Origin of the sequence: Sphingobium limneticum, assembly GCF_008710155.1 — a bacterium.
Lineage (GTDB): Bacteria > Pseudomonadota > Alphaproteobacteria > Sphingomonadales > Sphingomonadaceae > Sphingobium > Sphingobium limneticum.
The window spans coordinates 77404-102816 of sequence record NZ_VYPZ01000012.1 but is presented as its reverse complement, the minus strand read 5'-3'; the positions used below and the strand labels follow the sequence as shown (position 1 = coordinate 102816).

The window sequence follows — 25413 nt, the reverse complement described above, 5'->3', positions numbered from 1 at the left end:
CCCTTTGGTAAGCCATATGGTCTAGGGCCTAAGCCCCATGACGGGGGAATTTTTCCAGATCGCGCTGATCGGCGCCTTGAGCGCGCTGCTGATTGCGGCGGCGATCACCGATTTGCGATCCCGCATCATTTCCAATCGGTTGAATCTGGCCGTCGCGGCGCTGGCCCCCTTGTGGTGGCTGGCCTGCGGACTGGAGCCGTGGCCCGGCATGGCCGTGCAACTGCTTGTCGGCGCCATCGTCTTCACCCTGTTCGCCGCGCTCTTTGCGGCCGGGATGATGGGCGGCGGCGACGTAAAGCTGCTCGGCGCGCTGGCGCTATGGTTCCCGTGGCAGGCCGTGCTGTCCCTGATCGTCCTGATGGCGATGCTGGGCGGGCTGGTTACCATCGTCACGGTCATACACCACCGGATGAGCAAAAAGCCGGGGCAACCCGAAATACCCTATGGCGTCGCCATCTCCATCTCAGCCCTTTGGTTGCTTGGCGAACGATATCTTAACCATTTTGCGTGATGAGTGGGGCACTGGGGGCAGTGCACCCATTTGAGGGAGGCGAATTTCGTCATGGATGCTAAGAAGATCGTGCTGCTGGTGGGGGCGCTTATCATAGCGGTCACTACAGCCTTGCTTGCGCGCAGCATGTTGAGTTCGTCGAGCACGCCGCAGGTCACCGCCGCAAACATGCCGGTCGAAGCAGACCAGCCGCACGTTCTGGTCGCGACCAAGGCCCTGCCCGTGGGCACCATCCTGGACGCGGAAAGCTTTCGGTTTCAGCCCTGGCCCAAGGATCTGATCGAGCAGGCCTATTATCTGCGCGGTCAGGCCGATCCTGCCAAGCTGGCCGGCAGCGTCGTGCGCAGCGCCATCACCGCAGGGCAGCCGCTGACCCAGGGCGCCATCGTCAAGCCCGGCGATCGCGGTTTCCTGGCCGCAGCCCTCGGCCCGGGCATGCGCGCCGTGACGGTGCCGGTGTCGGCGCAAAGTTCGGTCGCCGGCTTCGTCTTTCCGGGCGACCGCATCGACCTTGTCCTGACGCAGAGCGTCAATGGCGGGGGTGACGGCGATCCGCTGAAGGTATCCGAAACGATCCTGCGCAACCTGCGCGTGCTCGCCACCGACCAGCGCATGGATGCGATGGGCGCCGACGGCAAGCCCGAGGTCCGCACCTATTCCAACGTCACGATCGAAGTGACGCCCAAGATCGCCGAAAAGATCGCCGTGTCGCAGACCATCGGGTCGCTTTCCATGTCGCTCCGCTCCATCGCCGACAATGCGTCGGATCTGGACGCGGCGATCGCGGGCACCGACGTCGATCTGCCCGGCAATGCCAATGCGAACGCCGAAAAGGCGATCATCGCCAAGCTGGCCGCCCGCCCGGTCGATCGCGGTTCCACCTATTCCACCGGCGCCGACGTGTCGCGCTACCAGCGCAGCTCGGTACCCGCCAAGACCGAAGCACCCATGTCAGCAGCCGTCGCCGCCAATGGCGCACCGGCCGGCACCGTCGCCTTCAAAGGCCCGGTGATCCGCGTGGCGCGCGGCACCAACGTGACCGAAGTTCCGGTCGGGGGGAAGTGAGATGAAGAGCCTGCACAATCGCGCCCCGCGCCTTGCCGCTCCGGCAATCGCGCTGGGCCTGGCGGTCGCCGCGATCGCCGCGCCGACCACCGCGCTCAATGCCGCCCCCTCCAGCGCACAGGATAATGCGATCCTGTTGTCGGTGGGTGGCAGCCGGGTCGTCAACCTGACGGCCAAGATGTCCGACGTGGTGATCGCCGATCCCGAAGTCGTCGACGTCCATGTCCGGTCGCAGAACCAGCTTTATCTGATCGCCAAAAAGCCGGGCGAAACCACCGTCTTCGTCACCGCGACCAATGGCAAAGTCCTGTTTTCGGGCACGGTGCGGGTCGGCAACAACCTGACCAGCATCGACGACATGCTCCATTTGGCGATGCCCGGCGCGGAAATTGCGGTCAACAAGATGAACGGCATGATCCTGCTGACCGGCACGATCCAGGCGCCAGAGGATGCAGCGGAGGCCGAACGGCTGACGCAGGCCTTCGTCGGCAAGGACGTAACCGTGGTCAGCCGCCTGCGCATGGCGACACCGCTGCAAGTCATGCTGCAGGTCAAGATCGCCGAAGTCAGCAAGGATATCGGCCACAAGATCGGCATGAATGTGACCGGCCTGGGCACCGGATCGGGCAGCTTCAGCGGCTATTTCAACCGCGCCGATCGCGCTTTCCAGACGAACTCGTCGACGACCGGTGCTGCCAACGACATCACCCGGTCCTGGACGTTCAACAGCCCCACCGATGGGACGACCTCACTCGGCTTCGTCGCCAAATTGCTGGGCATGGATATTGCCGCTGCGCTGGACCTTGCCGAATCGAGTGGCCTCGCCACCACCTTGGCCCAGCCCAACCTGACGTCCCTGTCGGGCGAAACCGCCAGCTTCCTGGCCGGCGGCGAATATCCCTACACGGTCAACAACGGCGCCAACAACGGCAACAGCATCGAATTCAAGCAATATGGCGTGCAGCTGGCGTTCACGCCGACCGTGTTGGCCGACGGGCGCATTTCGCTGCGCGTCAGGCCGACCGTGTCCAGCCTGGACTTCACGGTCAATTCGTCCGTGCCCGCGCTCAAGAGCCGCACCGCCGAAACGACGGTGGAACTGGGTTCGGGGCAGGCCTTCATGATCGCCGGCCTGCTGAACAGCCAAACCGGCAACACGGTGAACAAGGTGCCGGGCCTTGGCGATATTCCGATCCTGGGCAGCCTGTTCAAGTCGCGCTCCTTCCAGCGCAACGAAACCGAGCTGGTCATCGTCGTCACGCCCTATCTCGCCAAGCCGATGAACGCTTCCGACGTGCGCCTGCCGACCGACGGCTTCCGCAACGCCACGCAGGCGCAGGGCCTGCTGCTGCAACAGGGCAATGACGGGATCAGCGGCGGCCGCAGCCCCGCACCGGCCCGCGCGCCGGGATCGACGCCCGTGGTACCGGGATCACACGTCTCGGCAGCCGCACCCGGCAAGTCGAACAAGACCGGCGCCGCCGCGCCCGGCTTCAGTTTCTGACGGAAGGACAAAGACATGACCACGCCTCTGTCGCTCAAGGCCCTCGCGGCCATCGCCATGATCGCTTTGCCGGTCACCGCCCATGCCCTTCCCCGGTCGAACCGCAGCGTCGATTCGATCCATCAGCCGGTGGTGAGCCACGCCGCCTATGTCTTCGACGTACAGGCCGGCTCCGGCGGCGGGCTGACGCCGAATGAAGCGATCCGTCTGAACGACTGGTTCGTGTCGATCGGCCTTGGCTATGGCGACAGCATCGCGATCGTCACCGACAGCGGCTATTACAGCCCTGCCCTGCACGACGATATCGGCGATGTCGTGGCCCGTCGCGGCCTGCTGGTCGCCGAAGACAGTTCGGCAGAGGCCGGCCAGGCACCGACTGGCAGCGTCCGCCTGATCGTGCGTCGGGCCACCGCCAGCGTGCCGGGCTGCCCCGACTGGAGCGCGAAGCAGGAAACCAATGGCGCCATGGGCGCCGGTTCCAATTTCGGTTGCGGCGTGAACAGCAACTGGGCCGCGATGGTCGCCAATCCGGAAGATCTGGTCCGGGGCCAGGGCACCGACAGCGACCTGCGGACCGTAACGTCGAACCGCGCCATCAGCACCTATCGCGACAAGGCGCCGACCGGCGCCGGCGACCTCAAGCAAATCTCGCCGGGAGGCCAGTAACATGAATGCTCCCTGGAAACCGGGCCTGGGTGGTCATCGCGATCCGTTCCATGCCTTCGTCTGCGACGATCACAGTTTCGACATGCTGCGCGCCGTGTCGGCCGAACTGGGATGGGCGCCGGAAAAGGTGAACAAGGGCGGCATGCGCAATGCCGTGCAGAGCCTGTCCATCACCGCCAGCCCGCAGATATTGTTCGTCGACATGTCCGAAAGCGGCGATCCGCTGAACGACATCAACAGCCTGGCCGAAGTGTGCGAGCCGGGCACGGTGGTGATCGCCGCCGGCCAGGTCAACGACGTACGCCTGTATCGCGATCTGGTGGCCAGCGGCATCCAGGACTATCTGCTCAAGCCATTCGGCGCGGATCAATTGCGTGACGCACTGGCGCAGGCGCAGGCCGTGTTCATGGCCCCGCGTGACGCGGCGCCCGAACGGCCCCATTCGACCATGGCGGTGATCGGCACGCGTGGTGGCGTTGGTGCCTCCAGCATCGCGACATCGCTGTCCTGGCTGCTGTCGGAAAAGAAGAAGCGGCCGACCGCGCTGCTCGACCTGGACGTCCATTTCGGCACCAATGCGCTGGCGATGGATCTGGAGCCGGGCCGCGGCCTGACCGACGCGATCGAAAATCCCAGCCGCATCGACGGCCTGTTCATCGAACGCGCCATGGTGCGGGCGAGCGACACGCTGGCGATCCTGTCCGCCGAAGCACCGATCAGCCAGCCGATGATGAGCGATGGCGGCGCCTTCTACCAGTTGTTGGAAGAATTTCGCCTGGCCTTCGAATGTAGCGTCATCGACCTGCCCCGCAACATGCTGATCCATCATCCGCACCTGATGGCCGACGTGAATGTGACGCTGGTCGTCACGGAATTGACGCTGGCCGGCGCGCGCGACACGATCCGCATCCTGTCCTGGCTCAAGAGCAATGCGCCGCAGGCCCGCCTGCTGGTGGTCGCCAACCGGGTTCACCCCGGCGCGCCGGAAATCAGCCGCAAGGATTTCGAGCAGTCGATCGAGCGCAAGGTGGACGTCATGGTGCCGTTCGACCTGCGCGTCGCATCGCAGGCGGCAAAGCTGGGCAAGACGCTGGCCGAAACCGCCAAGGGCAGCAAGGTCGGCGCAGCCTGCACCGAAATGCTGAACCAGGTGCTGGGTGCGGCCGATGCCGACCAATTTGACGGCGCGCCCAAAGCCGCCCGCAAGAAGGGCGACTCGCTGCTCGGCAAGATAGATTTCAAGTCGATGATGCCGTCGCGCCGCAAGGACAAGGCGACGCTGGATAATTGACCGCATGTGCCGCCCGGACCGGGCGGCGCGGCTTCCTGAAAGACGGGCGACGAGATGGACGGCAATTTCATCCTGATAACGGTGCTGATCGCGACCCTGCTGGGCGTCGCGGCGGTCGTGTTTGCCGGCCCGTCGCCGGACAAGGCGCGCAAGCGCCGCGTCGCCATGATCCGCGGCCGTCACAGCGAATCGGCCGAAGCGCTGCTGGAAGCCCGCATGCGCCGGGCGATTTCCAACCGCGCGACGGGCACCGAAGCGAAGATGCTGGTCTCGCTGATTCCCAATCCGGAAAATCTGACCAAGCGTCTGAAGATGACCGGCAAGAAGTGGACGCTCAGCCAGTATATGACGGCATGCGCCATCACGTTCCTGCTGTTGTCTGCGTTCCTGATGCTGCGCGGTTTCCCGTTCCTGTTTGCCGTGATGTTCGGCTTGGCCGCTGGGCTGGGCCTGCCACATTGGTGGGTGGGCCGTCTCATCCGGGGCCGCGTCAACAAATTCACCGTAAAATTCCCGGATGCGCTGGAATTGCTTACTCGCGGCCTGCGGTCGGGCCTGCCGATCGCGGAAACGCTGGGTATCGTATCGAGCGAAATTCCAGGGCCGGTGGGTGAAGAATTCAAGCTGATCACCGAACGCATCAAGATCGGCCGCACCATGGAGCAGGCGCTTCAGGAAACGGCGGATCGCCTGGGCACGCCGGAATTCCAGTTCTTCGTCATCACCCTGGCTATCCAGCGCGAAACGGGCGGCAACCTGGCAGAAACGCTGTCGAACCTGGCCACCGTGCTCCGCCAGCGCGCGCAGATGAAGCTGAAGATCCGCGCGATGTCGTCGGAATCCAAGGCGTCGGCCTATATCATCGGCTGCCTGCCCTTCCTGGTCTTCGGCCTGATCAGCTACATCAACTTCAACTATATGAGCCCCTTCTACACGCCGGACCCGTCGGGCATTTTCGGGCTGAGCTTGATGCAGGTCATCGGCATCGGCGGCATGTGCTGGATGGGCATCGGCGTCTTCATCATGGCCCAGATGGTCAATTTCGAAATCTGACGGGCAAGGACAAGAGATCATGGACGCTCCTACCCCCGCAGGCACCTTGTTCGGCCTTACCGCGACCGATTTCGGCACGCTGCTGGCCGCGCTGGCGACGCTTTCCATATTGTTCGCACTCTACGCCGTGATGACGGTGCGCGACCCGATGGCCAAGCGGGTCAAGGCACTGAACGAACGGCGCGAACAGTTGAAGGCCGGCATCACCGCCTCCACCGCCAAACGGCGCGCGAGCCTGGTGCGCAGGAACCAGACGACCGACCATATGCGGTCGTTCCTGTCCAGCCTGAAGGTATTGCAGGACGACCAGTTGAAGGACGCCCAGATCCGTCTGGCGCAGGCGGGCATCCGGTCGAAGGACTGGGCCGTCGCGGTCATCTTCGGCCGCATGATCCTGCCCATCCTGATCGGTGGTACGGCCGCGATCCTGCTCTATGGCGTGGGCATCGAACCCGAATGGGGGCCGCTCAAGCGCTTCTTCGCCTTCGCCGCAGCGTTGCTGCTGTCGTACAAGGCACCCGACATCTATATCGACAACAAGGTGCAGAAGCGGTCTTCCGCGATCCGCAAGGGGCTGCCCGACGCGCTCGACCTGCTGGTCATCTGCGCCGAGGCCGGCCTGACCGTCGATGCCGCCTTCAACCGAGTGGCGCGCGAGCTGGGCAAGGCCTATCCGGAACTGGGCGACGAGTTTCAGCTGACCGCGATCGAGCTGAGCTTCCTGACCGAACGGCGCATGGCGTTCGAGAACCTCGCGACCCGCGTGAAGCTGGACGCGGTCAAGGGCGTGGTCACGACCATGATCCAGACCGAGAAATATGGTACCCCGCTCGCGTCCGCGCTGCGTGTGCTGTCGGCCGAATTCCGTCATGAACGCATGATGCGCGCCGAAGAAAAGGCCGCGCGCCTGCCCGCGATCATGACCGTACCGCTGATTTTGTTCATTCTGCCGACCCTGTTCGTCGTCATTCTGGGTCCGGCGGCCTGTTCGATCAGCACGGCCTTCTAAAAACTTTGGAGAGGGACCGGCGCTGCCGTAGCGTCGCCCGAAAGATCCGCCCGCCCCGCCATAAAAAGGCGGTGGCGGGCGGCCTTTTTCATGCTTATCTTCATATCAAAGACACGGAGTGGATCGCATGAAATCGACTGTTATCGCCCTTGCAACCCTGACCGCCGCCTTTGCGGCCCTGCCGGCGCAGGCGGCCCAGCCGGTCACCGGCCGCTGGGCCACGGTGGACGGCAAGGCGATCGTCCAGATCGCGCCGTGCGGCAAGCATCTGTGCGGCAAGATCGAGAAGATCGTGAAGCCCACCCCCGGCCGTCCGCAGACCGATATCAAGAATCCCGATCCTGCACTGCGCTCCAAGCCGCTGGTCGGCCTTGCCCTGCTGTCGGGCTTCGAAGATGACGGCGACCTGTGGAAGGGCACGATCTACGATCCCGAAAGCGGCAAAAGCTATACGTCCAAGGTCAGCCGCAACGCCAATGGCACGCTGAAGGTGCAAGGCTGCATCGCCTTCTTCTGCAAGACGCAGACCTGGACGGCGGTGCGCTGATCCTTACAGCAGGCTAAGCTGCGCCACCGGGGCGAAGCTGCGCCGGTGGAGCGGGGTCGGGCCATGTTCGCGCAGCGCGGCGAGATGCTTGGCGCTGCCATAGCCCTTGTTCGTGTCCCAGCCATAATGCGGATGGTCGGCCGCCGCCGCGATCATCATCCGGTCGCGTTCCTCCTTGGCGAGGATGGAGGCGGCCGCGATCGACAGGCATTTGGCGTCCCCCTCCACGATCGCGGTGGAGGCCCAGCGCCATTGCGGGCAGCGATTGCCATCGACCAGCACATGCGCGCAGTCATGGCTCAGCGCCTCGACCGCGCGGGTCATGGCCAGCATCGTCGCCCAGAGGATGTTGATCTCGTCGATTTCCGCGACGGTCGCGATGCCCACGCCCCAGCAAAGCGCCCGCGCCTTGATCTCCACCTCCAACCCGGCGCGCTTCTTCGCGCTGAGCTGCTTGGAATCGTTCAGGCCATCAGGGCAATCGTCGGCGCGCAGGATGACGGCGGCGGCCACCACGGGACCGGCCAGCGGTCCCCGCCCCGCTTCATCCACCCCGGCGACCAGGCCGGGATGATGGATCAGCTCGTGGGTGAAGTCAGGCATCGGAATAGCGCGCGGCAAAGGCCGCCGCGTCCCAGCCATCGCCATCCTGCGCGGCGAGCAGATGGTAGAAAGGCGTCATGCCCAAAGCATGCCCCATCGGACCATGGCCCTGTCCAAGGCCCGGCGCCGCTTGAAGGGCCGCCGCGACGAAGGCTTCCGCCCGATCCACCGCATCGCCCAGCGACAGGCCGGCCCCCAGCCCGGAGGCGACTGCGCTGGCCAAGGTGCAGCCCGTGCCATGGCTGTGGCGGGTTTCGATCCGCGCGATCGAAAAGTCGGCGACCATATCTTCATCGACCAGCAGGTCGTGGATCAGTGGCCGGTCATCCTCCGCCTGCTGTGGCAGATGGCCGCCCTTGGCCAATATGACCGCCCCGGTCCGCTCGCGCAGCGCTTGCGCGGCCTCTTCCAGCCCATCCAGATCGGCGATGGTCCGGCCGGTCAGCGCTTCCAGTTCGGGCAGGTTGGGGGTGATGACGGTGGCGACGTGCATCAGTTTCTCAAACGCCGCGATGGTGGCATCGTCCGCCAGCAGGGAACCGCTGGTCGCGACCATCACTGGATCGAAGACGATCGGTACATCGTCCAGTTGCGCCAGTCGATCGGCAACGGCGTTGGCGGTTTGCGCGCTGCCGATCATGCCGATCTTCACTGCGTCGACGCCGATGTCGCCGATGCAGCTTTCCATCTGCGCCAGCACCATGTCGGTCGGGATCGGGTGGACGCCCTGCACCCCCAGCGTGTTCTGTGCCGTGATGGCGGTGATCGCGGTCATGCAGAAACCACCCAGCAGCGTCACGGTCTTGAGGTCCGCCTGAATGCCGGCGCCGCCCCCGCTGTCGGAGCCGGCGATGATGAGAATGCGGGCGGGCGTCACTGGCTGGATTTGGCCGTGAAATGCCGCACCGTGGAGGCGGGATTGTCGGCCAACGCCTTCCCCACGCGAGTCGGGCGGTCCATCAGTTCGCCGCCGCAATTGGGACAGCGATCGTCCAGCGCCTCGGCGCACGGCGCGCAGAAGCTGCATTCGAAGGAACAGATGAACGCGCCGGGCTGATCGGCGGGCAGGTCCGTGCCGCAGCGTTCGCAGTCGGGGCGCATTTCAAGCATAGCAAATGTCCGTTCAGTTCGAGCTTGTCGAGAACCGTTGCGCGTCGGGTTCTCGACAAGCTCGAACCGAACGGAGAGAGAAAGATGTCACGCCGCCGCTTTCTCGACCGCGGCGCAGATGCGGTCCACCACATCCTTCACCTGATCCTCGCGGTCGCCTTCGGCCATGACGCGGATCACCGGTTCGGTGCCGGACGGGCGGATGACGAGGCGGCCGGTGCCGTGCAGTTCCGTTTCCGCCTGCGCGATGACGCGCTTCACATCGTCATGCTCCAGCGGCTTGCCACCGGAAAAGCGGACATTCTTCAGCAATTGCGGCACGGGGTCGAACTGGTGCAGCACTTCGCTGGCAGGCTTGCCGGAGCGGATCAGGGCGGCCAGCACCTGAAGCGCGGCGACCGTGCCGTCGCCGGTGGTGGCGTAATCGGACAGGATCATGTGGCCGGACTGTTCGCCGCCGACATTGAAGCCGCCTTCGCGCATCCGTTCCAGCACATAGCGGTCGCCGACCTTGGTGCGTTCCAGACCGATGCCCTTGGCCGACAGGAAGCGTTCGAGGCCGAGGTTCGACATGATCGTGGCGACCAGCCCGCCGCCGCGCAGCGTGCCTTCCTGCGCGAAATTGGCGGCGATCAGCGCCATGATCTGATCGCCATCGACGATCTTGCCCTGTTCGTCCACGACGATCAGCCGATCCGCGTCGCCATCCAGCGCGATGCCGATGTCGGCGCCGGAGGACACCACGGTTTCCTGCAACAGCAGTGGCGCGGTGGAGCCGCAACCGTCATTGATGTTGGTGCCGTTGGGGCTGACGCCGACCGCGACGACGGTGGCGCCCAATTCCCACAGGGCGGACGGCGCGACCTGATAGGCGGCGCCATTGGCGCAATCGACCACGATCTTGAGCCCGTCCAGGCGCAGGTCGGCGGGGAAGCTGGACTTGACCGCATGGATGTAGCGACCGCGCGCATCCTCGACCCGGCGGGCGCGGCCGATATCCTTGGACGCGGCGAGCGCGATATCCTGCCCCAGCAGCGCTTCGATCTTCAGTTCATCCTCGTCCGACAGCTTGTAGCCATCGGGGCCGAACAATTTGATGCCATTGTCGAAATAGGGATTGTGGCTGGCGGAGATCATGACGCCCAGATCGGCGCGCATCGAATGGGCGAGCAACGCGACCGCAGGCGTCGGAATGGGGCCGAACTGCACCACGTCCATGCCCACGGCGGTGAAGCCCGCGACCAGCGCATTTTCGACCATATAGCCCGAAAGCCGCGTATCCTTGCCGATGACGACGCGGTGGCGGTGGCTGCCACGCAGGAAGTGCGTGCCCGCCGCCATGCCGACCTTCATCGCCAGCTCAGCGGTCATGGGCCATTGGTTGGTGCGGCCGCGAATGCCGTCGGTGCCGAAATATTGCCTGCTCACAAAGCTCTCATCTTCCTCGGGGACAGTCCCCATTCATCCGTGCGTCCCGAGTAGCCGCTGAGCCTGTCGAAGCGGCGTATCGAAGGACATGCGCGTCGTGCGACCCTTCGATACGGGTCTTCGACGTCGCTCAGACCCTACTCAGGGCGAACGGAGAGGGAAAGAGTCAAGTTTTTCTCAGTCGACAATCTGCGTCCTCATAGGCATCGGCGAGTGATGGAAAATTTCAACGCCTTCGTCGACGGCCTGTCCGCCGCCGTCTTTTTCAAGGTGCCGCTCTTTGGCGCGCAGATCGAACTGATCGTGCTCTATCTGGCGCTGCCGATGCTGTTCTTCACCCTGTGGCTGGGCTTTCCCAATATCCGCCATGTCGGGCGCGCGATCCACATCCTGCGCAGCCAGCCGCAGCATGGCGAGGCGAAGGGCGATGTCAGCCAGTGGGCGGCACTTTCCACCGCGCTGTCGGGCACGATCGGCCTGGGCAATATCGCGGGCGTCGCGGTGGCGCTGACCATGGGTGGGCCGGGCGCGATATTGTGGATGTTCATCATCGGCTGGTTCGCGATGACGGTGAAGATGGCGGAGGTGACGCTGGGCCTGAAATATCGCGTGTTCGACAGTCGCGGTCATGTGCATGGCGGGCCGATGTATGTGCTCAAAGCCGTGGGCGCGGCGCGGGGCTGGCCGAAACTGGGGCTGGCGCTGGGCGGGGCCTATGCCTTCTTCGCCTTGTTCGGGGCGATCCCCATGGTGCAGGTGAACCAGAGTTTCGCGCAGGTGAAGGTCGTCACGGGCCTGACCAATGGCTGGGCCTATGGCGTGTTCCTGGCCGGCGCGGTGGCGCTGGTCACGCTGGGCGGCGCGGCCTGGCTGGGCGAAGTGTCGAAGCGGCTGACGCCGATCAAGGTCGCGGTCTATCTGGGCGGGGTCGCGGCGATCCTGATCCTGCATATCGGCGAGATACCGGGCGCGCTGGCGCTGATCTGGAACGGGGCGTGGAGCGGCGACGCGGCGACCGGGGGCGCGGTCGGCGCCTTCGTCGCGGGGATGCGGCGCGCGGTGTTCGCCAGCGAGGCGGGCGTCGGGTCGGCGGTGATGGCGCATAGTCTGGCGCGGACCCAGCATCCGGTGTCGGAAGGACTGGTCGCGCTGCTGGAGCCCTTGCTCGGCACGATGATCGTTTGTGCGTTCGGCGGGCTGGCGCTAGTCGTGGCGGGCACATGGAATGGCGGGCTGGAGGGGATTGCGATCACGTCGGCCGCTTTCGCGCAGGTATCGCCATGGTTCCCATGGCTGCTGGCGGTGGTGGTGTTCCTGTTCGCCTATTCGACGCTGGTGGCCTGGGGCTTTTATGGGTTGCAGGCCTGGGGCTATCTGTTCGGCAATGGCCCGAAAGCGCAGTGGACGTACAAGATTCTCTATGTCGTCGCCCTGCCCCCGGCGGCGGCGATCGATCTGGGCCGCGTCGTCGGGATCGTCGACAGCAGCTTCTTCCTTATGGCCATTCCCAATGTCATCGCGCTGTACCTGTGCGCCGGGGAATTGCGGCGGGATGTGCGCGACTATCTGGATGGGCAAGAGGCTTAACTTCGCACATTTCCCGCCAAATGCGACATTTCGTTGCGCGGGAATGATCCTATCGGAAAGTCTCCAACAGGCCGCCAGTAGGTAGCAGCGAGCAACAATGACGTGCCCCTGTCGGCTGCCGTTCCCAGGCGAAGGCCGGGGTCCAGTTGCGAGCGTGGAACTGGCCCCCGGCCTGCGCCGGGGAACAGCATGTACCGGATTTCGGTCATGTAGGACAGAAACGAACAGGCCCCGCACCTTTCGGGGCGAGGCCTGTTCGTCGTGCAGACGGTCGGATCGTCAGATCTTGTCGCCCAGAGCGCCCTTGACCGATCCGGCGACGTCCTGCGCCGTGCCCTTGGCCTTTTGCGCCTTGCCTTCGGCTTCCAGACGTTCGTTGTCGGTCGCCTTGCCGATGCCTTCCTTGATGGAACCAGCGGCCTTGTTGCCTGCGGCCTTCAGCTTGTCGGTTGCTTCGCCCATGTCGATACTCCTTGGCTAGGGTGTTGGAGTATCAACGAGAGGCGGCACAAAGGGTTTCCGCCGATACGAAGCCGAAACGAAATATCAGAGCGGCTTCTCGTAAATCTGATAGATCTTGTTCACCGTGCTGTTGATGGCGTCGGCAATGGCATTCATGCCCTGATTGTCGTCCAGCACCCAGCCGATCTCGCCACGGGTCGAACCATAATGGGCCACCGCTTCCAGACGGATCGTTTCGATCATCATGAAGGCAAGCTGGCTGGCCATGCGTGAGCTTTGCAACCGCTGCACCACGCCCATCAACGGCACGCGCATCGTGCGCGCCTTGGGCTTGCGCAGCCATTTCAGCAGCTTGATGAAGCCGAAGGGGAAGAGCGATCCGTTCAGCGACTTGGTCGCTTCATTCAGGTCCGGCAGCGTCATCATGAAAGCGACCGGCTCGCCGTCCAGTTCGGCGATCATGATCAGATCCTCGAACACGATGGGTTTCAATTTCTTGCCGGTATGGGCGACTTCATCGTCCGTGATCGGCACGAAGCCCCAATTATTGCCCCAGGCGTCATTCAGGATCGACAGGATGATCGCGGCTTCCTTGTCGAATTTCGACTTGTCGACCTTGCGGATCGTGATGCGCGGGCTTTTCTCGCCCGACTGGATGATCCGCTGAATCAGCGGCGGGAAGCTTTTCGTGATGTCCAGCTCATAGGTTTTGAGCTGCTTGGCCGGGACATAGCCAGCCCCTTCGATCATCGCCTGATAAGCGGGGCTGTTATGGCCCATCATCACCGTGGGCGGATGGTCATGACCGGCGATCAACAGGCCCGGCTCTTCCCAGATGGAGAGCGAAATCGGCCCCAGCACGCGGGTCATGCCCTTGGCGCGCAGCCAATCCTCGGCCGTGGCGATCAGCGCCTTGGCCGTCGCGTCATCCTCCGCCTCGAACAGGCCGAAATTGCCGGTGCCCGGACCCATGCCCTGCTCGACCGGCTGCTCTAGCGCCAGATGATCGATATGGGCGGAAATGCGGCCGACCACCTGGCCATTGCGACGGGCGAGGAAATATTGCGCTTCGGCATGGCCGAAAAAGGGGTTCTTCCCCGGCGTCAGCAATTCCTTCACTTCGGCCTTCAATGGCGGCACCCAATTGGGATCATTGGCATAAAGCCGCCAGGGCAGGTCGATAAAAGCCTTCAGGTCGGCCTTGCCGGAAACGGGGGTGATGACCAGATCGTTATGCGCCACGGGTGCCGCCTTGCAGGAAAAATGGAATGCGGTGCAGTTCGGCGCTTGTTTGCGGAATGTCAATCACGCGCCGCGTTCAGGCGGATAACATGGTGAATATGTCATGGTGCTGCCATGATATCAGCGCATTTGGAGGCTAGGACCGCCCGCATGACAGTGCATGATCCCATTCTTGCCGCCGCGCAGCGGGCGCGAGCGGCCATTCCCGACGATACCGCAATGCTGCGCGCCGCGGCCGATTTGACGCGGGCCTATTCGACCGCCAATCCGCGTATCTACTGGACCGACCTGCTGGCATCCGCGCTGGTCGGCTGGGGCGCGATGGCTGGCGCGATTCTGGTCGACAATGTGGCGATCGCCCTCGCCTGCGCGCTCGTGTCGATGCTGGCGCTCTATCGTGCGGCCAGCTTCATCCATGAGCTGACCCATATCCGCAAGGGCGCCCTGCCCGGCTTCCGGTTCGCCTGGAACCTGATCGTCGGCGTGCCGCTGATGATCCCGTCCTTCATGTATGAAGGCGTACATACCCAGCATCACCAGCGCACCCGCTATGGCACGGCGGAAGATCCCGAATATCTGCCGCTGGCGCTGATGAAGCCCTGGTCGCTGCCCCTGTTCATCATCGTCGCGTCGCTGGCGCCGATCGGCCTGATCCTGCGCTTTGGCGTGCTGACGCCGCTGTCGCTGCTGATCCCTGCATTGCGGCGCAAGGTGGTGGCGGAATTTTCGGCCCTGTCGATCAACCCCGCCTATCGCCGCCGCGCGCCCGAAGGCGAGTTTGCGCGCCAATGGGCGTGGCAGGAAGCAGGCGCGTGCCTGTTCGCGCTGGCGCTGGTCGGCAGCGTCTTCGCCTTCGGGTGGAAGCCCTTGCTGGTCTATATGGCGATCCATTCGGCCATGACCGTCATCAACCAGCTGCGCACGCTGGTGGCGCATCTGTGGGAGAATGAGGGCGAGCCGATGACCGTGACGGCGCAATATCTGGACTCGGTCAATGTGCCGCCGCCCGGCACCCTGCCCGCTTTGTGGGCGCCGGTGGGCCTGCGCTATCATGCGCTGCATCACCTGTTGCCGAGCGTGCCCTATCATGCGCTGGGCAAGGCGCATGCGCAGCTGATCGCGACGCTGGACGAGCAATCGCCCTATCATCGGGGCAATTACAAGGGGATGTTGCCGCTGGTCGGCAAGATCGCCCGGAGTACCATGGCGGCGCGTTGAGCCGGATCAGGAAGCGGAAGTTGCAATCATATCTGAAGCGTTCCCCGGCGCAGGCCGGGGTCCAGTCCGACGTTCTGAACTGGACCCCGGCCTGCGCCGGGGAACGCTTAATATGGCGGGCTCCGCGCGAATAAAATAATTCGGTTGCGGGTTGAAACCCGATTTGAGGCAATTATATCGGGGTGGTTCCGGTCTTTCCCCTCCCCCCTAAAGAGGATCGGAACGCCCCCTCTGGAAGGCCCCGCGCGACGTCCCTTGGTCGCCGGGGCCTTTTTATTTGGGGCGCGGGCATCTCAGGCCGGCGATGTACCTGTTCTTTGTTTTCCGTGATTTCCGAGCCGTGCAATGGTCCATTGCACTCGAAATCACTCTTCGGTGCGGAAGAGGACCGTTTCGCCCACCAGCAGGAACAGGAAGAAGGGCGCCCAGGCGGCCAGCACTGGCGGATAAGCGCCAAGGCTGCCCATCGCGAGCGAGAAATTGTCCGCGACGAAATAGGCAAAGCCCAGCGCCATGCCCAGCACCGCGCGCATGAACAGCTGCCCCGAACGCGCGAGGCCAAAGGCCGCGACCGATCCCAGGATCGGCATCAGCAGCGCGGACAATGGCCCGGACAGCTTGTGCCACAGGCTGCCTTCCAGTTCGGCGGTCGGGCGGCCGGCATCATGCAGGTCGGAAATCGCCGCCTCCAGCTCACGGAAGGTCAGCGCGTCGGGATCGACCTTCGCCAGCGTGAACTGGTCGGGGCGGATGTCGCGGCCGAAACGGACGGTGCCCACATTGGTGACGGTGCCACGCGCCACATCGAACTGGCGCGCGCCTTCCAGCAGCCAGCTCTTGCTCGCCGCGTCATAATGGCCCTTGGGCGCCTGAACGATGGTGGTCAGGCTGTTGTTGATGCGGTTGTAGATCTGCACCTTGCGCAACTGCACCTGCGTGCCGCGCCCGGCGACGATCGCCGCATTGACCAGATTATTGCCGTCGCGCACCCAGGGATTGCTCTTCACTCCGCTGTCGGGCGGGATCGGGCCATAATCCACCGCTTCCCAGGCGCTGAGCGCCGCCGTCGATCGGGCGACGATCCGTTCGTTGAAGACGAAGCTGATGACCGACACGCCCAGCGCCGCCAGCACCAGCGGCGCCAAAATCTGATGCGCGGACAGACCAGCCGCCTTCATCGAGATGATTTCGCTATTCTGGTTGAGCGTCGCCAGCATCACCAGCGTGCCGAGCAGCACGGAGAAAGGCAGAAAGCGCGCGATGATCTGCGGCGCGCGCAGGCCGACATAATGCCATAATTGCGCGTCGCCATTGCCCGGATAAGCCAGCACGTCGCCCGAATTGCCGAGCAGGTCGAGCGTCTGGAGGACGACCACCAGCAATGCCAGCACGGCAAAGGTCCGGGTCAGGAACAGGCGCGCCATATAGAGGCTGATCTGGCGCGAGGGGAAGAAGTTGAACTGCATGGGTCAGGCCGCTCCTTGTCCGGCGACATCCGCATCGGCGGGCGCACGGCGTCGGCCAACGCGCAGCAGGCGCACGATCTGCTTGCCCAATTTGGAGAAGGCGACTTCCAGCGCGCCGATCGGCTGGCCGCCGGGTCGGTTGGCGATCACATGATACATCCACAGGACAAGCCCCGACGCGAGCAGGAACGGTCCCCATAGCGCGATGATCGGATCGACCTTGCCCAGCGCGCCGATGCCTTCGCCATATTGATTGATCTTATGATAGGTCACGATGAAGATGATCGAGAGGAAGACGCCCAGTGCCGATGTCGATCGCTTGGGCGGGATCGCGAAGGCCAGCGCCGCGAGCGGCAGCAGGAACATGAACACCACTTCGACCATGCGGAAATGGAAATTGGCGCGCACTTCGGCCTTCAGCTTGTCGGGCGTGGCCGGGCTGCGGCCGATCACCATCAGTTCGGGAATCGTCTTTTCCCGATCGACGTCGCGACCGCGGAAATTCTCGATCTGCGGCAGGTCGATCGGCAGGTCATGGCTGGAGAAGGACAGGATGCGCGGCGTCTTGTACTTCGGCCCATCATTGACCAGCACGCCGTTGCGCAGGCGGAAGATGATGACGTCGGGATCGTCGGTGGCCAGGAAGGTGCCCTGCGCCGCGGTCACCGCGACCGACTGGCCATCCTTGCCGACGGCGCGGACGAAGATGCCTTGCAGATTGCGGCCTTCATCCTTGCTGCGTTCGATGCGCATGGTCATGCGCTTGCCCAGATTGGTGAATTCGCCGACCTTGATCGAGGCCCCCAGCGCGCCGGAGCGCAGCTCGAAACGTAGCGCTTCATAGGCGTGGCGCGACAAGGGCTGAACGAAGCCGACGATGCCGAAATTCAGCAGGGCCAGCGCGATGCAATAGAGATAGGGCACGCGCAGCAGCCGGCCGTAGGACAGGCCGACCGCGCGCATCACGTCCAGCTCCGACGACAAGGCCAGCTTGCGGAAGGCGAGCAGGATGCCGAGCATCAGCCCGATCGGGATGCCGAGCGAGAGATATTCGGGCAGCATATTGGCCAGCATGCGCCACACGACGCTGACCGGTCCGCCTTCCGCCGCGACGAAATCGAACAGGCTGAGCATCTTGTCGAGGACAAGCAGCATCGCGGCGATCACGAGCGTACCCAGCATGGGCACCGCGATCAGGCGGGCGAGATATCTGTCGGTGGCGGTCAGCATTCTCTAAGTCGTCGTCCCATCACCATGTTTTGGCCGCAAACCCATCCCATATGCGAGTCAGGTAGAAAAGCGGGGCGAACAGGGGCTCGCCGTCCGGTCCATATCGGCGGCTATAGCTTCCAGGAGTCTGATGGTCATGATAAAAGTTGCAATGGGTCTGATGGTTGGGGCAGCGATGGTCGCGGCAAGCCCGGTCATGGCCCATGGCCAGGAAATTTCGAACGATCTGGAACGCTGCGGCGCGGATGCGCGCGGGCCGGCGGTGCTGGTAGATGTGCGCGGTTTCGTGGCGGCCACCGGCAAGGTGCGCATCCAGTCCTATCCCGCGACGCGGGCGGCCTGGCTGGCCAAGGGCGAGTGGCTCAATCGAATCGATACGGCGGTAAAGCCCGCCAATGGCACGATGCGCTTTTGCGTGCCGGTGCCCAAATCGGGCGAATATGGCATCGCCGTGCGGCATGACCGCGACGGCAATGGTAAGACCGACATTTCGCGGGACGGCGGCGGATTTTCCAACAATCCGGCGATCAGCATCTTCAATCTGGGCAAGCCCGGCGTGGAGAAGGCGGCCTTTCATGTTGGGCCGGGCGTGACGAAAATCACGATCAACCTCAAATATATGTGATCGAAAAGCCATGGTAAGCGTCGCCCTCTTGTCCAATCCGAAATCCACGGGCAACCGGCAGACGCTTCCGCGCGTGCGCAGTTACTGCGCCAGCAACCCGGACATCTTCCATTATGAGGTGGAGCAGGTCGATCAGATCGGCCGGGCGTTCCAGACGATCGCCCGCGTCGATCCGGTCGTCATCGTCATCAATGGCGGCGATGGCACGGTGCAGGCATCGCTGACCGAACTGTATCAAGGTGAGCATTTCAAGGGCCGGGTGCCGCCGATCGCGGTGCTGCCCAATGGCAAGACGAACCTGATTGCTCTCGACCTCGGCATCCATGGCGATCCGATCAAGGCGCTGGAGCGGATCGTGCAGATCGCCAAGGCGGGCGTCGACGATCATGTCGTCGCGCGCGAGTTGATCGCTTTGTCCGACGGCGCGGTCGGCAGCCGGCCGGTGCTGGGCATGTTTCTGGGCGGCGCGGGCCTCGCCGATTACATGCTCTATTGCCGCAACCAGATTTATCCGCTCGGCCTGTCCAATGGCCTCAGCCATGTCATCACCGCGATCGCGGTGGTATTCTCGCTGCTGTTCGGCATTCGTGCCAAATTCCTGCCGCCGTCGAGCCGGCCGGTCAGCATATCGCTGATCCGCGAAGGCCAGTTGGTCGGGCGCTTCGCCGTGCTGATCGTGACCACGCTGGAGCGATTGCTGCTGGGCGTGGACCCGGGCGACAGCCGGCGCGGCAATATGAAGCTGATGGCGGTGGACCAGAGCCTACCCGCCCTGTTCCGCCTGATCTGGGCCAGCCTGTTCAAGCGGGTGGGCAAGCACAAGATGCAGGGCATCCATCTGGAACAGGGCGACGTCATCCGCATCGAGGGCGACCGCAGCAGCGTAATCCTGGACGGCGAACTGTTCGAAGCGTCGGAAGGCAAGCCCATCGTGTTGCGCTCCACCCAGCCGGTGCCGTTTTTGCGACTGGCGGCGTAGGGCCGGGATTTCGGCGGGATTGGGTAATTCCCCATGTTACCCCTCCCGCTTCCGGGAGGGGTAACATGGCCATTTCTGGCCGCGACCCGCTACTCTTGCCATTCCGGAACCTGGGCCTGCCTGCGCTGCTCTTGCGCCAACGACTCGTAACGCGATGGCGCTCCGCGAGCGCGAAGGCAGCCCCCATTGCTCGACAAGCCGCTTTCCGGGCAAGAAATGCACAACGCAGCCCCCGTTTCTGCAACAAGCCGTCCTGCCTGCGCCCGGCGCTTGCACCCCCCGCCCATTTGCGCCAGCAGGCGGGAAGAGAAATATCCTGGGGAGCGATAGGATCATGAGCTGGACACGCCGCAAGCCGATGGAGGCGATGACGCCCAGGGACGCCGGGCATCAAATGGCGCGCACATTGTCCTGGCCGCACCTCCTCGCGCTGGGCGTCGGCGCGATCGTGGGCACCGGCATCCTGACTCTGATCGGCGTCGGCGCGGATCGTGCCGGCCCGGCCGTGCTGCTCTCCTTCGCCATTGCCGGCGCGATCTGCGCCTGCGCCGCGCTCGCCTATGCCGAACTGTCGACCATGATGCCGGCGGCGGGCAGCGCCTATAGCTATTCCTATGTCGTGCTGGGCGAAGGCATCGCCTGGATCGTGGGCTGGTCGCTGATCCTGGAATATAGTCTGGTCGTATCGACCGTGGCGGTCGGCTGGTCGGGCTATGCCGCGCCGCTGCTGACCCCGCTGGGCTTCCCGACCGCCCTGACGCAGGGGCCTGAACTGGGCGGCCTCATCAACCTGCCCGCCATCTTCATCATCGCCGTGGTCGCCGGCCTGCTGATGTTCGGCACGCGCGAAAGCGCGCGGCTGAACACCATCCTGGTCCTCATCAAGATCGTGACCTTGAGCCTGTTCGTCGCCTATGCCCTGCCCGCTTTCGATGCCGCCAATCTCGAACCCTTCATGCCCTTCGGCTTTGCCAAACATATGGGACCGGACGGCGTCGAGCGTGGCGTGATGGCCGCCGCCGCGATCATCTTCTTCGCCTTCTACGGCTTCGACGCCATTTCGACCGCAGCGGAAGAGGCCAAGAACCCCGACCGCGACCTGGCCATCGGCATCGTCGGATCGCTGATCGTCTGCACCCTCATCTACGTCCTCGTCGCCGCAGCGGCGATCGGTGCCCTGCCCTTCACCCGCTTTGCCGACAGCCCGGAACCGCTGGCGCTGATCCTGCGCGAAATGGGCCAGGGCAGGATCGCCCGCATCGTCGCCATCGCCGCCGTCATCGCGTTGCCGACCGTGCTGCTCGGCTTCCTCTATGGCCAGAGCCGCATCTTCCTGGTCATGGCGCGCGACGGCTTCCTGCCGCAGAGCCTTGCCAAAATCTCGAAGCGCGGCACGCCCGCGCGCATCACCATCGTCACCGCAATTCTGGTGTCGATCATCGCCGGCGTCCTGCCCATCGACGAGATCGCGGCGCTGGCCAATGCCGGCACGCTGATCGCCTTCACCGCCGTGGGCCTGTGCCTCCTCGTCCTGCGCAAGCGCGCGCCCGACCTGCGCCGCCCCTTCCGCACGCCTGCCGCCTGGTTCGTCGGCATCGGCGCCATCGCGGGCTGCGCCTATCTGTTCCTCAGCCTGCCGATGAAGACGATCATCGCCTGCGCCATCTGGAACGCCATCGGCCTGCTGGTCTATTTCCTCTATGGGCAAAAGCGGGCCGACGCAGTGCGGTAGAGCATTTTAACGTCCGCTAACACAGCGGACGGCTCGCAAAATGCGGAAACCCAAACCGCCGAGCCACTGGCCTTTTCCATGCGCGCGCACTACATGGCCGCGCATGGGACGCTTTTCGAAAATGCACGGGCTGGGCAATGATTTCGTCGTGATCGACGCGCGCGCAGGCGATGTCGCGATGACGCAGGCGCGCGCCCGCGCCATTGCCGATCGCCATGCCGGGATCGGCTGTGACCAGCTGATCCTGATCGGCGAGAGCGATGACGCCGACGTGTCGATGCAAATCTTCAACGCCGATGGCAGCGAAGTGGAAGCCTGCGGCAACGCGACCCGCTGCGTGCCCCTGTTCGTCGGCCGCGACGTGCTGATCCGTACCAAGGCCGGCCTGCTCGATGCCAAGTCGGTCGATGGCGGCGCCAGCGTCGATATGGGTGCGCCCCGCTTCGACTGGGACGCCATCCCGCTCGCCTATCCCATGGACACGCTGACCATGGGCGCCAGTTGGGAAGACCTGCCCGCCCCCGCTGCGGTCAATGTCGGCAACCCGCATGTCATCTTCTTCGTGGACGATCTCGACACTGTGAACTTCGATCGGCTCGGCCCGCTGATCGAGCATGATCCGCTGTTCCCGGCGCGCGTGAACGTCAATTTCGCGCAGGTCGTTGGCGACAATCATATCCGCTTGGTCGTGTGGGAACGCGGCGCCGGCCTGACCCGCGCCTGCGGTACCGGCGCCTGCGCCACCGCCGTCGCCGCGATCCGCCGGAAACTCATGGCCGGCCCCGTCACCGTCAGCCTGCCCGGTGGCGACCTGATGATCGACTGGGCGCCCGGCGGTACGATCCGCATGACCGGCCCCGCCACCCATGTCTTCGACGGCGAGGCCGACTGGTCGCGTTTCTGAGCCTATGGCCGGCCCCGACATCATCACCATGGGCTGTCGCCTGAACATCGCGGAGAGCGAGGCGATCCGCGACATGGCGCAGGGCCAAGACGACCTGATCGTGGTCAACAGCTGCGCCGTGACGGCCGAGGCGGTGCGCCAGACGCGCCAGGCGATCCGCCGGGCGAAACGGGAGCGGCCCGACGCCCGCATCCTCGTCACCGGCTGCGCGGCGCAAACCGAGCCGCAGACCTTCGCCGCCATGGCGGAAGTGGATGGCGTGATCGGCAACCGGGAGAAGATGGAGGCCGACACCTACCTCTCGTCATCCCAGCAGAAGCGGGGATCTCTCTTTTCTTCTCCGCACGAAGGAACTGAGATGCCAGCCTTCGCTGGCATGACCGAGAAGGTGAAGGTGTCCGACATCATGGCCGTGCGCGACACCGCGCCGCACATGGCGTCCGCCTTTGCGGATCATGCCCGCGCCTTCCTGGAGGTACAGAATGGCTGCGACCATCGCTGCACCTTCTGCATCATCCCCTATGGCCGGGGGAACAGCCGCTCCGTGCCCGCCGGCGCGGTGATCGACAAGGCGAAGCAGCTGGTCGATGCGGGCTATGGCGAAATCGTGCTGACCGGCGTGGATGTCACCAGCTATGGCCCCGACCTGCCGGGCAGCCCGTCGCTCGGCCTGCTGATCGAGCGCATATTGAAGGGCGTGCCCGACCTTCCCCGCCTGCGCCTGTCCTCGATCGACAGTGTGGAGATAGACGAGCGCCTGTTCGACCTGATCGCCCACGAACCGCGCATGATGCCGCATCTTCATTTGTCCTTGCAGGCCGGCGACGACATGATCCTCAAGCGCATGAAGCGCCGGCATGGCCGCGCCGACGCGATTGCCATCGTGCAGCGCGTCAAGGCCGCCCGCCCCGACATCAGCATCGGCGCGGACATCATCGCCGGCTTCCCGACCGAAGATGAGGCGATGTTCGAAAACAGCCTCGCGCTGGTGAACGAATGCGACATCGTCCACGGCCATATCTTCCCTTATTCGCCGCGCACCGGCACGCCTGCCGCTCGCATGCCGCAAGTCGATCGCACGGTCATAAAGGCCCGCGCCGCCCGCCTGCGCGACGCCTGCGCCGCCCGACGCGACGATTGGCTGCGCAGCCTGATCGGCACCAGCCAGTCGGTGCTGGTCGAACGCAGCGGCCTGCATGGCCATGCCGAAAATTTCGCGCCAGTGCGCTTCACATCGGCTAAGCCCCCCTCATCCATCGTCCGCGCCACCATCACGGCGCTTGAGAATGGCGCCCTGATCGCGCAAGAGGCAGCATAATGACAGATACCGGCACCAGCTGGCGCGACCGCCTTTTCGGCGGGCTGAAGCGCACGTCCGACAAGCTCGGCGACAATCTCACCGGCCTTTTCTCCAAGGCCGCGCTCGACGCGCAGACCCTCGACGAGATCGAGGAAGCGCTGATCATGTCCGACCTTGGCCCCGCCATGGCCGCGCGCGTGCGCGATCGCCTGGCCGAAGGGCGCTTCAACAAGGAGCTGACCGAGGAATATCTGCGCGAGATCATCGCGGAGGAAATCGAGAAGACGCTGGCCCCGGTCGCCCGTCCGCTGGAGATAGAGGCCTTTCCCCGCCCGCAGGTGATCCTGGTGATCGGCGTCAACGGGTCGGGCAAGACCACCACCATCGCCAAGCTGGCCAATAATTTCCTGGAGCAGGATTATGGCGTGATGCTGGCGGCCGGCGACACGTTCCGCGCGGCGGCCATCGGCCAACTCAAAGTCTGGGCCGAGCGCCTGGGCATCCCCATCGTCGCGGGCAAGGAAGGCGGCGACGCGGCAGGCATCGTGTTCGATGCAGTCAAGCAGGCGACCGAAACCGGCATCGACGTGCTGATCGTGGATACCGCCGGCCGGCTTCAGAACAAGACCGAGCTGATGGACGAACTGGCCAAGGTGCGCCGGGTGCTGGGCCGATTGAACCCGGCCGCCCCGCACGACGTTGTGCTGGTTCTGGATGCCACCACTGGACAGAATGCGTTGAACCAGATCGAAGTCTTCAAGGAAACCGCGCAGGTGACGGGGCTGGTCATGACCAAGCTGGACGGCACCGCGCGCGGCGGCGTGCTGGTCGCGGCGGCCGAGAAATTCCGCCTGCCCATCCATGCCATCGGCGTGGGCGAAAAGATCGAGGATCTGCGCCCCTTCGATCCGGGCGACATGGCGCGCGCCATCGCGGGGACGGCCTATGCGCGGTGAAACCTCTTACTCGTCATGCCAGCGCAGGCTGGCATCTCTCTTCCTTTTGAAAAATGAGATCCCAGCCTTCGCTGGGATGACGGAGCAAAATTGATGGCTGATACCAAGCCCGCGCATAACGGCACGCTCAGCCTCGCCCTCGATTTCGGGCCGCTGCTGGTCTTCTTCCTGACCTACAAGGGTGCGGGATGGATCTGGGGCGCGGGCAATCCGATCACCGCCATGACCGTCGGTACCGCCGCCTTCATGCTTTCGATCGTGATCGCGGTGATCATATCGAAGGTGAAGCTGGGCCGCGTATCGCCCATGCTCTGGCTGTCGGCGCTGCTGATCCTCTTCTTCGGTGGCCTCACCATCTATTTCCACGATCAAAGCTTCATTCAGATCAAGCCGACGATCATCTACACCTTCTTCGCCTTCATGCTGTTCGCCGGCCTGCTGCGCGGCAAGCCGCTGCTGAAATATCTGCTTCAGGCCGCCTATGACGGGCTGACGCATGAAGGCTGGCTGAAATTGTCGCGCAACTGGGCGCTGTTCTTTGTCGCCATGGCGATCGCGAACGAGGTGATGCGCCGCTCCATGACATTCGACACCTGGCTGGCGGTCAAGGTGTGGGGCGTGACCATCGTATCGGTCGTTTTCGCCGCCGCGAACATCCCGATGCTGATGCGCCATGGCCTGACGCTGGGCGATGGCCTGGACAGCGAAGAGGTGGGTGAGACGACCCCGCCGCAGGGCTGAGGCGAAACGTCAAATCCTACGGAAATCGTCCGATTTCTGCAATCGTTTCGCAATAGGCACATATTGGTTTTCTTGGGCGTTGGGTGCGCATATGGGAAGCGACGGAGGCGTCCACGCCCCGCATGGACCATATGATCGAACGGCTGCGCCCTCGTCTTGCGCGGCCGCCCCATAACGAACCCGA

The 25413-nt window shown here is 64.2% G+C and carries 25 protein-coding genes; 17 read left to right on the top strand and 8 right to left on the bottom strand.

Features of this window, described 5'->3' with window-relative positions:
• Positions 1–37: 37 nt before the first annotated feature.
• The 8 genes from F4U94_RS15220 to F4U94_RS15185 all read left to right on the top strand — a co-directional run bounded on the left by F4U94_RS15220 (position 38) and on the right by F4U94_RS15185 (position 7646).
• On the top strand, positions 38–511 hold the full coding sequence (locus F4U94_RS15220; protein WP_120249449.1) for an A24 family peptidase: 474 nt from the start codon (positions 38–40) through the stop codon (positions 509–511).
• A 51-nt stretch (positions 512–562) separates the two neighbouring features.
• Positions 563–1576 carry a Flp pilus assembly protein CpaB gene (cpaB, locus tag F4U94_RS15215; RefSeq protein WP_150411959.1) on the top strand — a complete coding sequence of 338 codons (1014 nt, stop codon included), beginning with the start codon at positions 563–565 and terminating at the stop codon, positions 1574–1576.
• A gap of 1 nt (position 1577) precedes the next feature.
• Complete coding sequence (locus F4U94_RS15210; protein ID WP_120251953.1) at positions 1578–3080, top strand: type II and III secretion system protein family protein; 1503 nt, start codon at positions 1578–1580, stop codon at positions 3078–3080.
• 15 nt (positions 3081–3095) lie between these two features.
• A complete protein-coding gene (locus tag F4U94_RS15205; RefSeq protein ID WP_120249448.1) occupies positions 3096–3746 on the top strand; it encodes a CpaD family pilus assembly protein in 651 nt (216 codons plus the stop codon).
• A 1-nt stretch (position 3747) separates the two neighbouring features.
• Complete coding sequence (locus F4U94_RS15200) at positions 3748–5037, top strand: pilus assembly protein CpaE (RefSeq protein ID WP_120249447.1); 1290 nt, start codon at positions 3748–3750, stop codon at positions 5035–5037.
• Between the two features lie 54 nt (positions 5038–5091).
• Complete coding sequence (locus tag F4U94_RS15195) at positions 5092–6090, top strand: type II secretion system F family protein (RefSeq protein WP_120249446.1); 999 nt, start codon at positions 5092–5094, stop codon at positions 6088–6090.
• Positions 6091–6109: 19 nt separating this feature from the next.
• The gene (locus tag F4U94_RS15190; protein WP_120249445.1) at positions 6110–7099 is read left to right on the top strand and encodes a type II secretion system F family protein; all 990 of its coding nucleotides are present in this window, start codon (positions 6110–6112) and stop codon (positions 7097–7099) included.
• A gap of 127 nt (positions 7100–7226) precedes the next feature.
• On the top strand, positions 7227–7646 hold the full coding sequence (locus F4U94_RS15185; RefSeq protein ID WP_120249444.1) for a DUF2147 domain-containing protein: 420 nt from the start codon (positions 7227–7229) through the stop codon (positions 7644–7646).
• Positions 7647–7649: 3 nt separating this feature from the next.
• Here F4U94_RS15185 and F4U94_RS15180 read toward each other — a convergent pair whose 3' ends face one another.
• From F4U94_RS15180 to glmM, 4 genes are all read right to left on the bottom strand, one after another.
• A complete protein-coding gene (locus F4U94_RS15180) occupies positions 7650–8249 on the bottom strand; it encodes a ribonuclease HII (protein WP_120249443.1) in 600 nt (199 codons plus the stop codon).
• On the bottom strand, positions 8242–9126 hold the full coding sequence (thiD, locus tag F4U94_RS15175; RefSeq protein ID WP_120249442.1) for a bifunctional hydroxymethylpyrimidine kinase/phosphomethylpyrimidine kinase: 885 nt from the start codon (positions 9124–9126) through the stop codon (positions 8242–8244). The genes F4U94_RS15180 and thiD overlap by 8 nt, the downstream gene beginning before the upstream one ends.
• Complete coding sequence (locus tag F4U94_RS15170) at positions 9123–9359, bottom strand: DUF1272 domain-containing protein (protein ID WP_120249441.1); 237 nt, start codon at positions 9357–9359, stop codon at positions 9123–9125. Before F4U94_RS15170 ends, thiD begins: the two co-directional genes overlap by 4 nt.
• 87 nt (positions 9360–9446) lie before the next feature.
• A complete protein-coding gene (gene glmM / locus F4U94_RS15165; RefSeq protein ID WP_120251952.1) occupies positions 9447–10787 on the bottom strand; it encodes a phosphoglucosamine mutase in 1341 nt (446 codons plus the stop codon).
• A 216-nt stretch (positions 10788–11003) separates the two neighbouring features.
• Between glmM and F4U94_RS15160 the strand changes: the two genes are divergently transcribed.
• Entirely contained in the window at positions 11004–12374 is a 1371-nt protein-coding gene (locus F4U94_RS15160; protein WP_150411958.1) for an alanine/glycine:cation symporter family protein, read from the top strand.
• A 279-nt stretch (positions 12375–12653) separates the two neighbouring features.
• On the opposite strand, the gene F4U94_RS15155 is transcribed toward F4U94_RS15160, so the two are convergent.
• Both F4U94_RS15155 and F4U94_RS15150 read right to left on the bottom strand, forming a co-directional pair.
• The gene (locus tag F4U94_RS15155; RefSeq protein WP_120249439.1) at positions 12654–12836 is read right to left on the bottom strand and encodes a CsbD family protein; all 183 of its coding nucleotides are present in this window, start codon (positions 12834–12836) and stop codon (positions 12654–12656) included.
• An 84-nt stretch (positions 12837–12920) separates the two neighbouring features.
• Entirely contained in the window at positions 12921–14078 is a 1158-nt protein-coding gene (locus tag F4U94_RS15150) for an N-acetyltransferase (protein WP_120251951.1), read from the bottom strand.
• 150 nt (positions 14079–14228) lie between these two features.
• On the opposite strand from F4U94_RS15150, the gene F4U94_RS15145 reads away from it, so the two are divergent.
• Positions 14229–15296 (top strand): fatty acid desaturase family protein, encoded by a 1068-nt coding sequence (locus F4U94_RS15145; protein ID WP_120249438.1) that lies wholly within the window; start codon positions 14229–14231, stop codon positions 15294–15296.
• Between the two features lie 365 nt (positions 15297–15661).
• Here the strand turns inward: F4U94_RS15145 and lptG are convergent, their stop codons facing one another.
• Positions 15662–16762, bottom strand: coding sequence for an LPS export ABC transporter permease LptG (gene lptG / locus F4U94_RS15140; protein WP_120249437.1), 1101 nt, complete (start codon positions 16760–16762; stop codon positions 15662–15664).
• A 3-nt stretch (positions 16763–16765) separates the two neighbouring features.
• Positions 16766–17992 carry an LPS export ABC transporter permease LptF gene (gene lptF, locus F4U94_RS15135; RefSeq protein ID WP_120249436.1) on the bottom strand — a complete coding sequence of 409 codons (1227 nt, stop codon included), beginning with the start codon at positions 17990–17992 and terminating at the stop codon, positions 16766–16768.
• Between the two features lie 130 nt (positions 17993–18122).
• Between lptF and F4U94_RS15130 the strand changes: the two genes are divergently transcribed.
• From F4U94_RS15130 to ispZ, 7 genes are all read left to right on the top strand, one after another.
• Positions 18123–18617: a DUF2141 domain-containing protein gene (locus F4U94_RS15130; protein WP_120249435.1), complete on the top strand. Its 495-nt coding sequence runs from the start codon at positions 18123–18125 to the stop codon at positions 18615–18617.
• Between the two features lie 10 nt (positions 18618–18627).
• Complete coding sequence (locus tag F4U94_RS15125; protein WP_120249434.1) at positions 18628–19596, top strand: diacylglycerol/lipid kinase family protein; 969 nt, start codon at positions 18628–18630, stop codon at positions 19594–19596.
• A 334-nt stretch (positions 19597–19930) separates the two neighbouring features.
• A complete protein-coding gene (locus F4U94_RS15120; protein ID WP_120249433.1) occupies positions 19931–21328 on the top strand; it encodes an amino acid permease in 1398 nt (465 codons plus the stop codon).
• A 103-nt stretch (positions 21329–21431) separates the two neighbouring features.
• On the top strand, positions 21432–22232 hold the full coding sequence (gene dapF / locus F4U94_RS15115; protein ID WP_120249432.1) for a diaminopimelate epimerase: 801 nt from the start codon (positions 21432–21434) through the stop codon (positions 22230–22232).
• A gap of 4 nt (positions 22233–22236) precedes the next feature.
• Positions 22237–23550, top strand: coding sequence for a tRNA (N(6)-L-threonylcarbamoyladenosine(37)-C(2))-methylthiotransferase MtaB (gene mtaB / locus F4U94_RS15110; protein WP_120249431.1), 1314 nt, complete (start codon positions 22237–22239; stop codon positions 23548–23550).
• The gene (gene ftsY / locus F4U94_RS15105) at positions 23550–24488 is read left to right on the top strand and encodes a signal recognition particle-docking protein FtsY (RefSeq protein ID WP_120249430.1); all 939 of its coding nucleotides are present in this window, start codon (positions 23550–23552) and stop codon (positions 24486–24488) included. Before mtaB ends, ftsY begins: the two co-directional genes overlap by 1 nt.
• A 93-nt stretch (positions 24489–24581) precedes the next feature.
• Entirely contained in the window at positions 24582–25229 is a 648-nt protein-coding gene (gene ispZ, locus F4U94_RS15100) for a septation protein IspZ (protein WP_120249429.1), read from the top strand.
• Positions 25230–25413 lie beyond the last annotated feature (184 nt).

Bases quoted from the DNA above. Each gene is read 5' to 3' on its own strand.
- F4U94_RS15220 (WP_120249449.1), top strand. From the start codon at position 38: ATGACGGGGGAATTTTTCCAGATCGCGCTGATCGGCGCCTTGAGCGCG.
- cpaB (WP_150411959.1), top strand. From the start codon at position 563: ATGGATGCTAAGAAGATCGTGCTGCTGGTGGGGGCGCTTATCATAGCG.
- F4U94_RS15210 (WP_120251953.1), top strand. From the start codon at position 1,578: ATGAAGAGCCTGCACAATCGCGCCCCGCGCCTTGCCGCTCCGGCAATC.
- F4U94_RS15205 (WP_120249448.1), top strand. From the start codon at position 3,096: ATGACCACGCCTCTGTCGCTCAAGGCCCTCGCGGCCATCGCCATGATC.
- F4U94_RS15200 (WP_120249447.1), top strand. From the start codon at position 3,748: ATGAATGCTCCCTGGAAACCGGGCCTGGGTGGTCATCGCGATCCGTTC.
- F4U94_RS15195 (WP_120249446.1), top strand. From the start codon at position 5,092: ATGGACGGCAATTTCATCCTGATAACGGTGCTGATCGCGACCCTGCTG.
- F4U94_RS15190 (WP_120249445.1), top strand. From the start codon at position 6,110: ATGGACGCTCCTACCCCCGCAGGCACCTTGTTCGGCCTTACCGCGACC.
- F4U94_RS15185 (WP_120249444.1), top strand. From the start codon at position 7,227: ATGAAATCGACTGTTATCGCCCTTGCAACCCTGACCGCCGCCTTTGCG.
- F4U94_RS15180 (WP_120249443.1), bottom strand. From the start codon at position 8,249: ATGCCTGACTTCACCCACGAGCTGATCCATCATCCCGGCCTGGTCGCC.
- F4U94_RS15170 (WP_120249441.1), bottom strand. From the start codon at position 9,359: ATGCTTGAAATGCGCCCCGACTGCGAACGCTGCGGCACGGACCTGCCC.
- F4U94_RS15160 (WP_150411958.1), top strand. From the start codon at position 11,004: ATGGAAAATTTCAACGCCTTCGTCGACGGCCTGTCCGCCGCCGTCTTT.
- F4U94_RS15155 (WP_120249439.1), bottom strand. From the start codon at position 12,836: ATGGGCGAAGCAACCGACAAGCTGAAGGCCGCAGGCAACAAGGCCGCT.
- F4U94_RS15145 (WP_120249438.1), top strand. From the start codon at position 14,229: ATGACAGTGCATGATCCCATTCTTGCCGCCGCGCAGCGGGCGCGAGCG.
- lptG (WP_120249437.1), bottom strand. From the start codon at position 16,762: ATGCAGTTCAACTTCTTCCCCTCGCGCCAGATCAGCCTCTATATGGCG.
- lptF (WP_120249436.1), bottom strand. From the start codon at position 17,992: ATGCTGACCGCCACCGACAGATATCTCGCCCGCCTGATCGCGGTGCCC.
- F4U94_RS15130 (WP_120249435.1), top strand. From the start codon at position 18,123: ATGGTCATGATAAAAGTTGCAATGGGTCTGATGGTTGGGGCAGCGATG.
- F4U94_RS15125 (WP_120249434.1), top strand. From the start codon at position 18,628: ATGGTAAGCGTCGCCCTCTTGTCCAATCCGAAATCCACGGGCAACCGG.
- F4U94_RS15120 (WP_120249433.1), top strand. From the start codon at position 19,931: ATGAGCTGGACACGCCGCAAGCCGATGGAGGCGATGACGCCCAGGGAC.
- dapF (WP_120249432.1), top strand. From the start codon at position 21,432: ATGGGACGCTTTTCGAAAATGCACGGGCTGGGCAATGATTTCGTCGTG.
- mtaB (WP_120249431.1), top strand. From the start codon at position 22,237: ATGGCCGGCCCCGACATCATCACCATGGGCTGTCGCCTGAACATCGCG.
- ftsY (WP_120249430.1), top strand. From the start codon at position 23,550: ATGACAGATACCGGCACCAGCTGGCGCGACCGCCTTTTCGGCGGGCTG.
- ispZ (WP_120249429.1), top strand. From the start codon at position 24,582: ATGGCTGATACCAAGCCCGCGCATAACGGCACGCTCAGCCTCGCCCTC.